General features: G+C 71.7%; 14 protein-coding genes. 3 read left to right on the top strand and 11 right to left on the bottom strand.

Translation table 11 applies throughout. From position 1 onward, the window contains the following. From carB to pyrR, 5 genes are read right to left on the bottom strand one after another with little or no spacing between them, the layout of a single operon-like run. Entirely contained in the window at positions 1–3,369 is a 3,369-nt protein-coding gene (gene carB / locus V1634_RS25550) for a carbamoyl-phosphate synthase large subunit (protein ID WP_331210429.1), read from the bottom strand. Continuing rightward, positions 3,369–4,487: a glutamine-hydrolyzing carbamoyl-phosphate synthase small subunit gene (gene carA / locus V1634_RS25545; RefSeq protein WP_331210428.1), complete on the bottom strand. Its 1,119-nt coding sequence runs from the start codon at positions 4,485–4,487 to the stop codon at positions 3,369–3,371. Before carA ends, carB begins: the two co-directional genes overlap by 1 nt. After that, positions 4,487–5,794 carry a dihydroorotase gene (locus V1634_RS25540; protein WP_331210427.1) on the bottom strand — a complete coding sequence of 436 codons (1,308 nt, stop codon included), beginning with the start codon at positions 5,792–5,794 and terminating at the stop codon, positions 4,487–4,489. The genes carA and V1634_RS25540 overlap by 1 nt, the downstream gene beginning before the upstream one ends. After that, the gene (locus V1634_RS25535) at positions 5,794–6,717 is read right to left on the bottom strand and encodes an aspartate carbamoyltransferase catalytic subunit (protein WP_331210426.1); all 924 of its coding nucleotides are present in this window, start codon (positions 6,715–6,717) and stop codon (positions 5,794–5,796) included. The genes V1634_RS25540 and V1634_RS25535 overlap by 1 nt, the downstream gene beginning before the upstream one ends. Next, complete coding sequence (gene pyrR / locus V1634_RS25530) at positions 6,717–7,298, bottom strand: bifunctional pyr operon transcriptional regulator/uracil phosphoribosyltransferase PyrR (RefSeq protein ID WP_331210425.1); 582 nt, start codon at positions 7,296–7,298, stop codon at positions 6,717–6,719. The genes V1634_RS25535 and pyrR overlap by 1 nt, the downstream gene beginning before the upstream one ends. A 283-nt stretch (positions 7,299–7,581) precedes the next feature. Between pyrR and bldD the strand changes: the two genes are divergently transcribed. After that, complete coding sequence (bldD, locus tag V1634_RS25525) at positions 7,582–8,070, top strand: transcriptional regulator BldD (protein WP_101366736.1); 489 nt, start codon at positions 7,582–7,584, stop codon at positions 8,068–8,070. Between the two features lie 250 nt (positions 8,071–8,320). Here the strand turns inward: bldD and nusB are convergent, their stop codons facing one another. The 5 genes from nusB to V1634_RS25500 form a co-directional block, all read right to left on the bottom strand. After that, the gene (gene nusB, locus V1634_RS25520; protein WP_331210468.1) at positions 8,321–8,731 is read right to left on the bottom strand and encodes a transcription antitermination factor NusB; all 411 of its coding nucleotides are present in this window, start codon (positions 8,729–8,731) and stop codon (positions 8,321–8,323) included. 23 nt (positions 8,732–8,754) lie between these two features. Next, positions 8,755–9,312: an elongation factor P gene (efp, locus tag V1634_RS25515; RefSeq protein ID WP_107262813.1), complete on the bottom strand. Its 558-nt coding sequence runs from the start codon at positions 9,310–9,312 to the stop codon at positions 8,755–8,757. A 100-nt stretch (positions 9,313–9,412) separates the two neighbouring features. Continuing rightward, positions 9,413–9,856, bottom strand: a complete 444-nt coding sequence (gene aroQ / locus V1634_RS25510; protein WP_331210424.1) for a type II 3-dehydroquinate dehydratase — start codon at positions 9,854–9,856, stop codon at positions 9,413–9,415. After that, on the bottom strand, positions 9,853–10,929 hold the full coding sequence (gene aroB / locus V1634_RS25505; protein ID WP_331210423.1) for a 3-dehydroquinate synthase: 1,077 nt from the start codon (positions 10,927–10,929) through the stop codon (positions 9,853–9,855). The genes aroQ and aroB overlap by 4 nt, the downstream gene beginning before the upstream one ends. Positions 10,930–10,940: 11 nt before the next feature. Continuing rightward, on the bottom strand, positions 10,941–11,933 hold the full coding sequence (locus V1634_RS25500) for a helix-turn-helix transcriptional regulator (protein ID WP_331210422.1): 993 nt from the start codon (positions 11,931–11,933) through the stop codon (positions 10,941–10,943). A gap of 84 nt (positions 11,934–12,017) precedes the next feature. On the opposite strand from V1634_RS25500, the gene V1634_RS25495 reads away from it, so the two are divergent. Both V1634_RS25495 and V1634_RS25490 read left to right on the top strand, forming a co-directional pair. Next, complete coding sequence (locus tag V1634_RS25495; RefSeq protein ID WP_331210421.1) at positions 12,018–12,758, top strand: alpha/beta fold hydrolase; 741 nt, start codon at positions 12,018–12,020, stop codon at positions 12,756–12,758. A gap of 234 nt (positions 12,759–12,992) precedes the next feature. Beyond that, the gene (locus V1634_RS25490) at positions 12,993–13,364 is read left to right on the top strand and encodes a hypothetical protein (RefSeq protein ID WP_331210420.1); all 372 of its coding nucleotides are present in this window, start codon (positions 12,993–12,995) and stop codon (positions 13,362–13,364) included. Between the two features lie 116 nt (positions 13,365–13,480). Here V1634_RS25490 and V1634_RS25485 read toward each other — a convergent pair whose 3' ends face one another. Then, positions 13,481–13,993 (bottom strand): shikimate kinase, encoded by a 513-nt coding sequence (locus tag V1634_RS25485; RefSeq protein ID WP_331210419.1) that lies wholly within the window; start codon positions 13,991–13,993, stop codon positions 13,481–13,483. Positions 13,994–14,053: the final 60 nt, after the last annotated feature.

Here is a 14,053-nt window from a genome sequence, read left to right as displayed (position 1 = left end):
TCACTCGCCGGCCCGCAGCGCCGCGTGCAGCTCCTGCAACGGCCGGACCGCCATGTCGCCGCGGATCAGCGCCTCGATCCCCATCACCGCCGCCGCCGCGCCGGGCACGGTGGTGATGCACGGGGTGTCCGCGCCGACCGCCGCGCTGCGGATCTCGTAGCCGTCGGAGCGGGCACTCGCGCCGGAACCCTGCGGCGTGTTGATCACCAGATCCACCTCGCCGGCCGCGATCAGCGAGACGGCGTCCGGCGAGTCGGCGCCCTCCTCGTAGTGCTTGCGGATCAGCGTGCAGGAGATGCCGTGCCGGCGCAGCACCTCACCGGTGCCGGTGGTGGCGACGATCTCGAAGCCGAGGTCGGCGAGGCGCTTGACCGGAAAGATCATGCCGCGCTTGTCCCGGTTGGCCACCGAGACGAAGACCTTCCCCCGGACCGGCAGCGAGCCGTACGCCGCCGCCTGCGACTTGGCGAAGGCGTGCCCGAAGGCGGTGTCGATGCCCATCACCTCGCCGGTGGACTTCATCTCCGGACCGAGCAGCGAGTCGATGCCCTTGCCGGTCGGGGTGCGGAACCGCTTGAACGGCAGCACCGCCTCCTTCACCGCCACCGGTGCGTCGACCGGCGTCGTCGTGCCGTCGCCGGTCGGCGGGAGCAGCCGCTCGGCGCGCAGCTCGGCGATGGTGGCGCCGAGCATGATCCGGGCGGCCGCCTTGGCCAGCGGCACCGCCGTCGCCTTGGAGACGAACGGCACGGTACGCGACGCCCGGGGGTTCGCCTCCAGCACGTAGAGGGTGTCGTCCTTGAGCGCGTACTGCACGTTGAGCAGGCCGCGCACCCCGATCCCCCGGGCGATCTGCACGGTGTAGTGGCGTACCGCCGCCAGGTGCGAGCTGGCCAGGGTGATCGGCGGCAGCGCGCAGGCCGAGTCGCCGGAGTGGATGCCGGCCTCCTCGATGTGCTCCATCACCCCGCCGACGTAGACCTCGCCGTCGGCGTCGCAGAGCGCGTCCACGTCGATCTCGATCGCGTCGTCGAGGAAGCGGTCGACCAGTACCGGATGGTCCGGCGAGATGTCGGTGGCCCGGGCGATGTACCCGCGCAGCGTCTCGTCGTCGTAGACGATCTCCATGCCCCGGCCGCCGAGCACGTACGAGGGCCGGACCAGCACCGGATAGCCGATCTCGGCGGCGATGCCCTGGGCCTCGGAGAAGGAGGTGGCGGTGCCGTGCGCCGGGGAGCGCAGCCCGGCCCGGTCCAGCAGCGCGCCGAACGCGCCCCGCTCCTCGGCCAGGTGGATCGACTCCGGGCTGGTGCCGACGATCGGCACCCCGGCGTCCTTGAGCCGCTGCGCCAGGCCCAGCGGGGTCTGCCCGCCGAGCTGCACGACCACGCCGACCACGCCCGGCCCGCCGGCCGCCCTGCCGGAGCTGTCCTCGGAGTGCCAGACCTCCAGCACGTCCTCGAAGGTCAGCGGCTCGAAGTAGAGCCGGTCGGCGGTGTCGTAGTCGGTGGAGACGGTCTCCGGATTGCAGTTGACCATCACCGTCTCGTAGCCGGCGCCTTCGACACCGGGACCGGACGCAGCGGCTGAGCCCAGCGGCGCGCTCCGCAGCGCCTGTACGGCGTGCACGCAGGAGTAGTCGAACTCGATGCCCTGGCCGATCCGGTTCGGCCCGGAGCCGAGGATCAGCACCTTGGGCCGGTCCGAGGCGGTCACCTCGGTCTCTTCCTCGTAGCTGCTGTAGTGGTACGGAGTACCGGCGGCGAACTCGGCGGCGCAGGTGTCCACGGTCTTGTAGACCGGGCGTACCCCGAGCCGGTGCCGGAGTGTCCGTACCCCGTCCTCGGCGGCCAGCTCCGGGCGGAGCGCCGCGAGCTGCCGGTCCGAGATGCCGGCCCGCTTGGCCCGCCGCAACAGCTCCTCGTCGAGTACGGCCGCGGCGACGATCTCGGCGCGCAGCTCGACCAGTCCGGCGATCTGGTCCAGGAACCAGGGGTCGATCCCGCCGGACGCCTCCGACACCTGCGCCACCGAGGCGCCGAGCCGCAGCGCCCGCTCGACGGTGTAGAGCCGCCCGTCGTGCGGGGTGCCCAGCGCCGCGAGGGTGTTCTCGCACGTGGCGCCGGCCGGGTCCGGCACGCTCCAGAAGCCGCCCTCCCTGGTTTCCATCGAGCGCATCGCCTTGTTCAGCGCCTCGGGGAAGTTCCGGCCCAGGCTCATCGCCTCGCCGACCGACTTCATCGTGGTGGTGAGTTCCTTGTCCGCCGCCGGGAACTTCTCGAAGGCGAACCGGGGGATCTTCACCACCACGTAGTCGAGGGTCGGCTCGAACGCGGCCGGGGTCTTCAGGGTGATGTCGTTCGGGATCTCGTCCAGGGTGTAGCCGACGGCCAGCTTCGCGGCGATCTTGGCGATCGGGAAGCCGGTCGCCTTGGAGGCCAGCGCCGACGAGCGGGAGACCCGGGGGTTCATCTCGATCACGACGAGCCGGCCGTCGCGCGGGTTGACCGCGAACTGGATGTTGCAGCCGCCGGTGTCCACCCCGACCTCGCGGAGCACCGCGATGCCGAGGTCACGCAGCCGCTGGTACTCCCGGTCGGTCAGGGTCATCGCCGGTGCGACGGTGACGCTGTCCCCGGTGTGCACCCCCATCGGGTCGACGTTCTCGATCGAGCAGACCACCACGACGTTGTCGTGCCGGTCCCGCATGAGTTCGAGTTCGTACTCCTTCCAGCCGAGCACGCTCTCCTCGATGAGTACCTCGTGCACCGGGCTGGCCGAAAGCCCTGCCCCGGCGATCCGTTCCAGGTCCTCGTCGGTGTGCGCCATCCCGGAGCCGAGGCCACCCATCGTGAACGACGGCCGGATCACCACCGGCAGGCCCAGTTCACCGACGGTCGCCCGGACCTCGTCCATCGAGTGGCAGACCCGGCTGCGCGGGGTCTCGCCGCCGGCCTTGGCGACGATCTCCTTGAAGAGCTGCCGGTCCTCGCCGCGCCGGATCGCGTCGATGTCGGCGCCGATCAGCTCGACGCCGTACTTGGCGAGCACCCCGGACTCGTGCAGCGCGACGGCGGTGTTCAGCGCGGTCTGGCCACCCAGGGTGGGCAGCAGCGCGTCGGGCCGCTCCTTGGCGATCACCAGCTCGACGAATTCCGGGGTGATCGGCTCGACGTAGGTGGCGTCGGCGAACTCCGGGTCGGTCATGATGGTCGCCGGGTTGGAGTTGACCAGGCTGACCCGCAGCCCCTCGGCGCGCAGTACCCGGCAGGCCTGGGTACCGGAGTAGTCGAACTCGCAGGCCTGGCCGATCACGATCGGCCCGGAGCCGATCACCAGTACGTGCTTGAGGTCTGTCCGCCTGGGCATCAGGAGCCCTTCTTCTCGATCAGTTCCGCGAAACGGTCGAAGAGGTAGTCCGCGTCGTGCGGGCCGGCCGCCGCCTCCGGGTGGTACTGCACGGTGAACGCGGGTACGTCCTTGGCCCGCAGCCCCTCGACCACGTTGTCGTTCAGGCAGACATGACTCACCTCGACCCCGCCGAAGTCGGTGTCGATCACCTGGTTCAGCGGCGCGTCGACCGCGAACCCGTGGTTGTGGCTGGTCACCTCGACCTTGCCGGTGGACTGGTCCAGCACCGGCTGGTTGATGCCCCGGTGCCCGTACCCCAGTTTGTAGGTGCCGAAGCCGAGCGCCCGGCCGAGGATCTGGCTGCCGAAGCAGATCCCGAAGAGCGGAACCTGCCGGCGCATCACCTCGCGGGCCAGCCCGGCCGGATGGTCGGCGGTGGCCGGGTCGCCCGGGCCGGGCGAGAAGAAGACCGCGTCGGCGCCGGTGGCCAGCAGGTCGTCGATGCTGGACGAGGCCGGCAGCACGTGCGTGGTGACCCCGCGCGCGGCGAGCCGGCGCGGCACGTTCCGCTTGATCCCCAGGTCGAGCGCGGCGACCGTGAACCGGTGCTCTCCCTCGGCCTGCACCACGTACGGTCGCGGCGTGGTCACCTCGGCGGAGAGGTCGGCCCCCTCCATCCGGGGTGCCTCGCGGACCCGGGCCAGCAGTTCGTCCGGGTCCTCGGTCAGGCTGGAGACCCCGACCCGCATCGCGCCGCGCTCGCGCAGGTGCCGGGTGAGCGCCCGGGTGTCCACCCCGGCGATCCCGACCACGCCCTCGGTGGCGAGCCGGTCCTCCAGGGCGCCGGTGGCCCGCCAGTTGGAGCCGATCCGGGCGGGGTCCCGGACGACGTACCCGGCCACCCAGATCCGGCCCGACTCGTCGTCCTCGGGGTTCACCCCGGTGTTGCCGATGTGCGGCGCGGTCTGCACCACCACCTGGCGGTGGTACGACGGGTCGGTCAGGGTCTCCTGGTAGCCGGTCATCCCGGTGTTGAAGACCGCCTCGCCGAAGGTCTCCCCCACGCTGCCGTACGCCTCGCCCCGGAAGGTCCGGCCGTCCTCCAGGACCAGGATCGCCGGTCGCCGCCGACCCATCACCGCACCGCCTTTCCGTCCAGTACCGTCGGCTCGCCGCGCAGGAAGGTCGCGACGATCCGGCCGGGCAGGGTGAGTCCGGCGTACGGGGTGTTCCAGCTGCGGCTGGCCTGCTCACCCGGGTCGATGGTGCGGCGGGCCGCCGGATCGACCAGGGTCAGGTTGGCCGGTACCCCGACTGCCGGGTCGCGGCCGTGCTCGACCAGCCCGGCGATCCGGGCCGGGGTCCGGGACATCCGCTCGGCGATCAGGTCCCACCGTTCGCCGAGTACGTCGAGCAGCACCGAGAGCGCCGTCTCCAGCCCGAGCATCCCCGGCCGGGCGTACGCCCACTCGCACTCCTTGTCCTCCAGCGCGTGCGGGGCGTGGTCGGTGGCGACGATGTCGACGATCCCCTCGACCAGCGCCTCGCGCAGCGCGGTGACGTCGGCGGCGGTCCGCAGCGGCGGGTTCACCTTGAACACCGGGTCGTAGCTGGCTGCCCGTTCGTCAGTGAGCAGCAGGTGGTGCGGGGTCACCTCGGCGGTGACCCGTACCCCGCGCTTCTTGGCGTGCCGGAGCACCTCGACGCTGCCGGCGGTGGAGAGGTGGCAGACGTGCAGCCGGCTGCCGACGTGCTCGGCCAGCAGCACGTCCCGGGCGATGATCGCCTCCTCGGCAACCGCCGGCCAGCCGGTCAGGCCGAGCCGGGTCGAGACCTCGCCCTCGTGCATCTGGGCGCCCTCGGTCAGTCGGGGCTCCTCGGCGTGCTGCGCGATGACCCCGTCGAACGCCTTGACGTACTCCAGGGCCCGGCGCATCAGCCGGGGGTCGGCGACGCAGTGCCCGTCGTCGGAGAAGATCCGCACCCGCGCGGCCGACTCGGCCATCGCGCCCAGCTCGGCCAGGTGCTGGCCGGCCAGCCCGACGGTGACGGCGCCGATCGGCTGCACGTCGACCAGTCCGGCCTCGCGGCCGAGCCGCCAGACCTGCTCGACCACCCCGGCGGTGTCGGCGACCGGCGAGGTGTTCGCCATCGCACAGACGGCGGTGTAGCCCCCCAGCGCCGCCGCCCGCGAGCCGGACTCGACCGTCTCGGCGTCCTCCCGGCCCGGTTCCCGCAGGTGCGTGTGCAGGTCGACCAGGCCGGGCAGCGCGACCAGCCCGTCACCGTCGACCACCCGCGCCCCACGGGCGGCCAGGCCCCGGCCCATCTCGGCCACCACGCCGCCGGTGAGCAGCAGGTCGGTCGGCTCGGCGCCGACCACCCGCACGCCCCGGATCAGGTACGCGGCTTCCGGATCACCTCCGGCGGTGTACTCGGTCATCACTTCATTCCCCCCAGCAGCAGGTACAGGACGGCCATCCGGACGGAGACGCCGTTGGTGACCTGTTCGACGATCGTGGAGCGGGGCGAGTCGGCCACCTCGGGCGCGATCTCCATCCCGCGGTTCATCGGACCCGGGTGCATCACGATGGCGTGGTCCGGCAGCCGGGCCATCCGGGGCCCGTCGAGCCCGTACCGCCGGGCGTACTCCCGGGCGGACGGGAAGTAGGAGTCGGCCATCCGCTCCCGCTGCACCCGCAGCATCATCACCACGTCCGAGGTGGGCAGCACGGCGTCGAGGTCGTACGACACCTCGGTGCCGGGCGCCAGCGCCGTGCCGATGTCGACCGGGATCAACGTCGGCGGGCCGACCAGGGTCACCTTGGCACCCAGGGTGGCCAGCAGCAGCACGTTGGAGCGGGCGACCCGGCTGTGCAGCACGTCACCGACGACCGCGACGGAGAGCCCGGCGACCCGCCCCAGCCGGGACCGCATCGTGTACGCGTCCAGCAGTGCCTGGGTCGGGTGCTCGTGGGTGCCGTCCCCGGCGTTGAGCACCGAGCCCTCGACCCAGTTGGCGAGCCGGTGCGGCGCCCCGGAGGCGGGGTGCCGGATCACCACCGCGTCGGCGCCCATCGCCTGGAGGGTCAGCGCGGTGTCCTTCAGGCTCTCGCCCTTGGAGACGCTGGAGCCCTTGGCGGAAAAGTTGATCACATCGGCGGAGAGCCGCTTCGCCGCCGCCTCGAAGGAGATCCGGGTCCGGGTGGAGTCCTCGTAGAAGAGGTTCACCACGGTACGGCCGCGCAGCGCGGGCAGCTTCTTCACCTCGCGGCCGGCCACCGTCGCCATCTCGGCGGCGGTGTCCAGGATCAGCGTCGCGGTGGCCGCGTCGAGATCCGCGCCGGAAAGTAGGTGCTTGAGCACTATGCGGCCCCTCCGATCAGCTTGACCTCGTCGGCGCCGTCGGTCTCCGCGAGAGTCACCTTGACGCTCTCGGCGAGCGCCGTCGGGATGTTCTTCCCCACGTAGTCGGCCCGGATCGGCAACTCCCGGTGGCCCCGGTCGACCAGCACGGCGAGCTGCACCGAGCTCGGCCGGCCGAGGTCGCTGAGCGCGTCCAGGGCGGCCCGGACGGTCCGGCCGGAGAAGAGGACGTCGTCGACCAGGATCACCCGTTTGCCGTCGATCCCCTCCGGGGGGACCTGGGTCGGGCCGATCGCGCGTACCGCGTGCCGACGGAGATCGTCACGGTAGAGAGTGATATCCAGCACACCCACCGGTACGTCGATGCCCTCGAAGGCATTGATCCGGGCGGCCAGCCGGCGGGCCAGCGGGGCGCCCCGGGTGGGGATACCGAGCAGTACGGTACCGGCGGCGCCCTGGGTCTTCTCCAGGATCTGGTGTGCGATTCGGTCCACCACCCGGGCCAGTTCGGCACTGGTCAGGATGACCTTCACGGACGGTGGTGAGACCGGCTGCGGCTGAGCAGCCTGCGGGTACGCCACGGCGGACCCCCTTCCCCGCCTCACGGGACGGGTCGTTAAAGGACGTCGGATTCCGGCGCTTGCCTGAGCAGGCCCGAGCCGGGGCTCTAGTCACGTTACCACTGGCCACAGGGCCGGCTTCGGCGGGCCGCTGACCGTCGGGTCAGCGAGCCGAAACCGCCCGGCTGAACACGATCTTTGTAATAGGTAGGTAACTAGCACTTGACCACGTGTCGTAATCCCCGTACCGTCACGCTCCGTAGCGATCGCTGGGGAGATCCCCGACCAGCACTGGGAGTGCCGAATGCCCTCTGAATACGCCAAGTCGTTGGGCGCGCGCCTGCGCTCTATCCGTCAGCAGCAGGGATTGTCCCTGCAGGGGGTGGAGGAGAAGTCAAACGGGCGGTGGAAAGCCGTCGTGGTCGGCTCGTACGAGCGGGGCGACCGGGCGGTGACGGTCTCCCGTCTCGCCGAACTCGCGGACTTCTACCGGGTGCCCGTCTCGGAGCTGCTGCCGGACGGCAGTGGCGTCCGTCACGAGCCGACGAACAAGATCGTGCTCGACCTCGAGCGGTTGTACGACGAGGCCTCCGAGGACCTCGCCTACGTCGCCCGCTATGCCCGGGCCATCCAGCAGCAGCGCGGTGACTACAACGGACGGGTGCTGTCGATTCGCGCGGACGACCTGCGGGCGCTCGCGATCGTCTACGACTCCTCCCCCTCCGGCCTGATCGAGCGACTCACCGAGCACGGCGTGCTCGTCGCCGACCCCCGGGCGCTCTTCGCGTCCTGATTCCCCCGACTCGCGGGGTCCGTGCCCACCGGGCGCGGGCCCCGCGAGCCGTTTCTGCCCCCGGATTCCCGGTTCCGGTTTCCGCCCGGTGACCGCACCGAACGCCGATTTCCCGGTCAGCCCCGCCCACCGGGGCGACCGCAGGCTCCGGTGGGCGCACAAACGGGGCGGCTCGACCACAGACACTGCCCGGGAGGCCGGCAGCCGGCACCGCGACGCCGGACCGTCCTCCCGGCGGGCAGGTGACGGCTCAGCGCGTCGCGTACTCGGCGATCCGGCCCAGGAGACCGTTGAGGAACCGGGGGGAGTCGTCGGTCGACATCTGCCGGGCCAGCTCGACGGCCTCGCTGATCGCCACCGCGTCGTCGATCTCGTCGAGGTAGAGCAGCTCGTAGATGGCGATCCGGGCGAGGTTGCGGTCGACGACCGGCATCCGGTCCAGCGTCCAGCCCTCGGCATAGCTGTCGATCAGCTCGTCGATCCGGGCCTGGTGCTCCGCCACGCCCTCGATCAGACCGATCGCGTAGTCCAGGTGCTCCGGGCGCGGCTGTTCCAACCGACGGAGATAGCCGACCAGCACCTCGGCGACGGGTCTGGCCCGCATGTCCGCCTCGTAGAGCACGTCAAGGGCCCGCTTGCGCGCCTTGCGGCGGGCGGGCATCTGCTGCTTGGGGCCCTCCGCCATCAGGCTCGGCCGAGATAGCGGCCGTCGCGGGTGTCGACCTTGATCTTCTCGCCGGTGGTGATGAAGAGCGGCACCTGGACGGTGGCGCCGGTCTCGACCGTCGCCGGCTTGTTGCCGCCGGTGGACCGGTCGCCCTGTAGGCCGGGCTCGGTGTAGGTGATCTCCAGCACCACGCTGGTCGGCAGCTCGACGTAGAGCGGGACACCCTCGTGGGTGGCGACGATCGCCTCCGCCTCGGGCAGCAGGTAGTTGGCGGCCTCGCCGACCGTGCCGCCGGGCACCGGAATCTGGTCGTACGTCTCCAGATCCATGAAGACGTAGTCCTCGCCGTCGGCGTACAGGTATTGCATGGTGCGCTTGTCGACGGTGGCCGTGTCGACCTTCGTACCCGCGTTGAACGTCTTGTCGACCACCTTGCCGGAGAGCACGTTCTTCAGCGTGGTGCGGACGAAGGCACCGCCCTTGCCGGGCTTGACGTGCTGGAACTCCACGACGGCCCAGAGTTCGCCGTCGAGGTTGAGGACCAGACCGTTCTTCAGGTCGTTGGTGGTGGCCATTTCCTGCCTTGATCTTTAATTCGGGCGGACAGACCCGGCAAGTCTACTAGGGGTGTCCAGTTGATCAGGACCAGCCCGTTTCGACCCCCGCGACGGCCGGTCAGCCGTTGGAGCGGTCCCGCAACGCGGCCAGGTGGAGCAGGGCGAGCCGGTAGCCGTCGACGCCGAGGCCGCAGATCACCCCGGTCGCCACAGCCGAGACCACCGAGTGGTGCCGGAACTCCTCCCGGGCGTGGATGTTGGAGATGTGCACCTCGACCAGCGGGCCACGCAGCATCGCGCAGGCGTCCCGGACCGCGTAGGAGTAGTGCGACCAGGCGGCCGGGTTGAGCACCACCGCCGCCTCCTCGTCGGCCGCCTGGTGCAGCCAGCCGAGCAACTCCGCCTCGACGTCGGTCTGCCGGACCCGCACGTCCAGCCCCAGCTCCCCGCCGGTCGCCTCGCAGCTCGCCACCAGGTCGGCATAGCTGGTGGCGCCGTACACCTCGGGCTGCCGGATGCCGAGCCGGCCCAGGTTGGGTCCGTTGAGCACGTAGACCCTCATCCGGCCACCTCGGCGTACGCGTCGCGCAGCAGTTCGTCGACCGGACCGTCCAGGATGGCGGGCTCGGCCAGCCCGTCCAGCACCACGAACCGCAGCCGGTTGCCCCTGGTCTTCTTGTCCACCCGCATCGCGGCCAGCAGCTCCGGCCAGGCGTCCGCCCGATAGCTCGTCGGCAGCCCGAGCGTGGCGAGAACCGTACGGTGCCGGGCCGCCGTCGGCTCGTCGAGCCGGCCGGCCCGCCAGGCCAGCCCGGCGGCGTAGACCAGGCCGACCGAGATCGCGTGCCCGTGCCGCCAGCGGTAGCCCTCGACCTTCTCGATCGCGTGCCCGAGGGTGTGGCCGTAGTTGAGGATCTCCCGCCGGCCCGCCTCGCGCAGGTCGCCGGAGACCACCTCCGCCTTGACCCGGATCGCCCGCTCGACCAGCTCGCGGACCACCTGCCCGGTCGGGTCCGTCGCGGCGGTCGGGTCGGACTCGATCAGTTCGAGGATGGCCGGGTCGGCGATGAAGCCGCACTTCACCACCTCGGCCAGCCCGGCCGCCAGGTCGACCGCCGGCAGCGAGTCCAGCATCGCCAGGTCGCAGAGCACCCCGACCGGCGGGTGGAAGGCACCGACCAGGTTCTTGCCGGCCGCGGTGTTGACCCCGGTCTTGCCGCCCACCGCCGCGTCGACCATGCCGAGCAGCGACGTCGACACCGGTACCCAGCGCACGCCGCGCAGCCAGCAGGCGGCGACGAAGCCGGCCAGGTCGGTCACGGCACCGCCGCCGACCCCGACCACCGCGTCGGTACGGGTGAAGCCCGCCGCGCCCAGCCGCGCCCAGCAGCCGGCAGCGACCTCGATGTCCTTGCCCGCCTCGGCGTCCGGCACCGGCACGGTCAGCGGGTCGGCCCCGGCGGCACGGAGCCGCTCGGCCAGCTCGTCGGCGTGCGCCTTCAGCGGCGGGGCGTGCAGCACGGCGACGCGCTCGGCACCGTCCAGCAGGGGCGGCAGCGCGGCCAGCAGGTCCCGGCCGACGAGGACGTCGTACGGCCGGTCGCCGCCGACCGGAATTCGGGTCAGCTCGTCCATCGGGCTAGAGCCTAGAGGATCGGGTCCGCCGCCAGTGGCGGTCGGCGGGCCGCGTACCCGGCGAGCGTGCCGGCGTAGCCGGCGACGGCGGTACGCAGCTCGTCCGGGCGCAGCACGGTGAACGGCCAGCCCAGCCCGGCGAGAAGCTGGGCCATCCCGGTCAGGTCCTCGGCCCGGGCCCGCAACAGGATGCCGTCGGCGGTGGCGGTCAGCTCGGCGGCGCTGCGCGGCACCCGGCGCCGGGCCTGCTCCAGGTCGGTCTCCAACAGCACCTCGACCTCCCAGCGGTACGGCACCGCGGCCAACGACCGGGTGACGTGCCCGACCGGATCGAAGCCCTCCGGCACGGTGAAGGTGTCGGTGTCGGTGCCGGTGGAGACCGAGGTGATCCGGTCGAGCCGGAAGGTGCGGATCTCGTCGCGCCGGTGGTCGTGGCCGGTGACGTACCAGCGACCGGCGTGGAAGACCAGGCCGTACGGGTCGAGTTCGCGCACCGACACCTCGCCGCGCCAGGAGCGGTAGTCGATGGTGACCCGGTGCCGGGAGCGGGTCGCCGCGCCGAGCGCGAGCAGGGTCGCGGTGGCCGGGCGGGGCGCGTCGGCCGGCCGTCGGAGGCTGAAGCCGAGGCTGCGGGTCAGGCCGTCGAGCCGGTCGGCGAGCGGTCCGGGCAGTACCCGGCGGATCTTCGCCTCGGCGAGCCCGGTGGCGGGTGCGGCGGTGCCGAGCCCGAGCTGTTCGGCGGCGACCAGTCCGAGCAGTACGGCCACCGCCTCGTCGTCGGTGAGCATCAGCGGCGGCAGCCGGTAGCCGGGCTGGAGCCGGTAGCCGCCGTACCGGCCTCGAGCGGCGGTCACCGGGATGCCGAGTTCGACCAGAGTGTCGGCGTAGCGCCGGACGGTCCGCTCGTCGACACCGAGCCGGGCGGCCAGTTCGGCGCCGGTGAGCCGGTGCGAGCCCTGCAACAGCTCCAGCATCCCGAGTACCCGGGCGGCGGGGTGTGGCACGGGTCACTCTCCTTATCCGGGCGGAAGTCGCCCGGATTCGACCGTACCGTCAGCAGCAGATCGTCCGACAGAAGGAGCAGACAGATGGCCACGTTCGTCCTCGTCCCCGGTTTCTGGCTCGGCGCCTGGGCCTGGCGGGAGGTGACCGAGGGGCTGCGCGCGGCCGGGCACCGGGCGTACCCGCTGACCCTGACCGGCCTGGCCGACCGGGCCCACCTGGCCGGCCCCGACGTGGGTCTGGAAACGCACACCGCCGACATCGTCGGACTGGTCGAGGCGGAGGAGCTGCACGACGTCGTACTCGTCGGGCACTCCGGCGGCGGGATGCCGGTGCAGCAGGCGGCGGACCGGCTCCCCGACCGGATCGCCCGGGTGGTCTACCTGGACAGCGGACCGCTGCCGGAGGGTACGGCGCAGTTCGACACCAACCCGCCGGAGGAGCAGGCGCGGCTCCGGGCACTGATCGGCCACGGACATCTGCTGCCGCCGCCGGACTGGGACCCGGCCACCGACCCGAACCTGACCGGGCTGGACGACGCGGCCCTGGACCTGCTCCGCCGCCGCGCCACCGCCGAGCCGCTGCGGGCCGCCACCGACCCGGTGACGATGCCGCACGGCGGCACGGTGCCGACCGCGCTGATCGCCTGCACCTTCCCGGTGGAGACGGTCCGGCAGATGGTCGCGCAGGGCCACCCGTTCTTCGCCGGGTTGGTCGGTGCCGACCTCTACGGCCTGCCGACCGGGCACTGGCCGATGTTCACCGAGCCGAAGCGCCTGACCGAACTGCTGGACCGGATCGGTCAGCCCGGTCGGCCACCGGCCTGAACATGATCTGCTCGGCGGCCACGGCCGTCGACCGTGAGCAGCGACCGTCCGGCGCCCGGTCGGCGTTCCGCACCGGCACGGTCGACCGACCTCTGGCGTGGGGGCGCGCAGCCACCCGTAACCGATTCCTGCCGACACAGAGTGTGAGCCGCCACACAGCATTGCGGTCAGCGAGGAAGTGGTTTCGCTCCGTATGGTGAAGATTCATTCCTATCAACACGTTCGGGGGATTCTATGAGCAAGCTCCGAGAATCGAGCTGGGCAAGGCGCGGGGGCGTCGTCGCTCTGGCCGCGGCCGCCATGGTCGCGATCGCAAGCACCCCTTCGTACGCCGCCGTGTCGTTGTCGACCACCGGGGCGGCGGGTCGCGCTGTCTACGCCGGCGACAACATCCACCGCCTCTACGCCAAGGATCCGTTGACGGACGGCCACTGCGCCCAGTGGCAGATTCGGCTGCCGGGCGGCCAGTGGCAATGGAGTGGCGACCGGGCATGTAGCTCCAGCGAGGAATACGTGTCAGCGACAGCCTCGGGCAACCAGATCCGAATCTGTCGTACCGGCGTCGGCAACTGCTCCGCCGCCTACCAACTGCGCCCGGGCGCGTAATCCAGGATGGCCCGTCCGCGGCAGCCAGCCTCGGTCGGGCCATCGCCGGCTCCGGCGATGACGCCGCTGGACCAGATCGCTCCGGACCGGTGCCAGTGGACCAAAGTGTCCACGACCTAGGTCGACTCGCTGGCGAGACCCGCCAAGATCTCGTCGGCGACCTGCTCCGGGGTCCGGCCGTCGGTCACCACTATCTGCGTGGCCACCTCGGTGTAGAGCGGGCGCCGCTGGTCGAGCAGGTGCTTCAGGGTGGCCCGGGGGTTGATCGCGAGCAGCGGCCGGCCGGTGCCCAGGCCGACCCGCTTGACCGCGTCCGGCAGCTCCACCGAGAGGTAGATGACCCGGTGCCCGGCGAGTGCGGCGCGGTTCTCCTCGGCGAGGATCGCGCCGCCGCCGAGCGCCAGCACCCCGTCGAAGGAGGCCAGCGCCTCCGCCACGGCGGCCCGTTCCAGGGTACGGAAATGGTCCTCGCCGTCGTCGACGAAGATCTCCGGTATCGGTTTGCCGGCCGTCGCCTCGATGTCGGCGTCGGTGTCCCGGAAGTCGACCCCGAGACCCTTGGCGACCAGCAGCCCGGTGCTGGTCTTGCCGGCGCCCATCACGCCGACCAGGACACAGGCCGGCGCCATCAGCCGTGCTCCCGTTCCGTTCGCGACTGCGGGGCTCGCAAACCCGGCTCACTCCTCGCG

This window comes from Plantactinospora veratri (genome assembly GCF_036421995.1).
GTDB lineage: Bacteria > Actinomycetota > Actinomycetes > Mycobacteriales > Micromonosporaceae > Plantactinospora > Plantactinospora veratri.
Note: the sequence above shows the minus strand (reverse complement) of the source record. Positions and strands in the feature narration are given on the sequence as shown.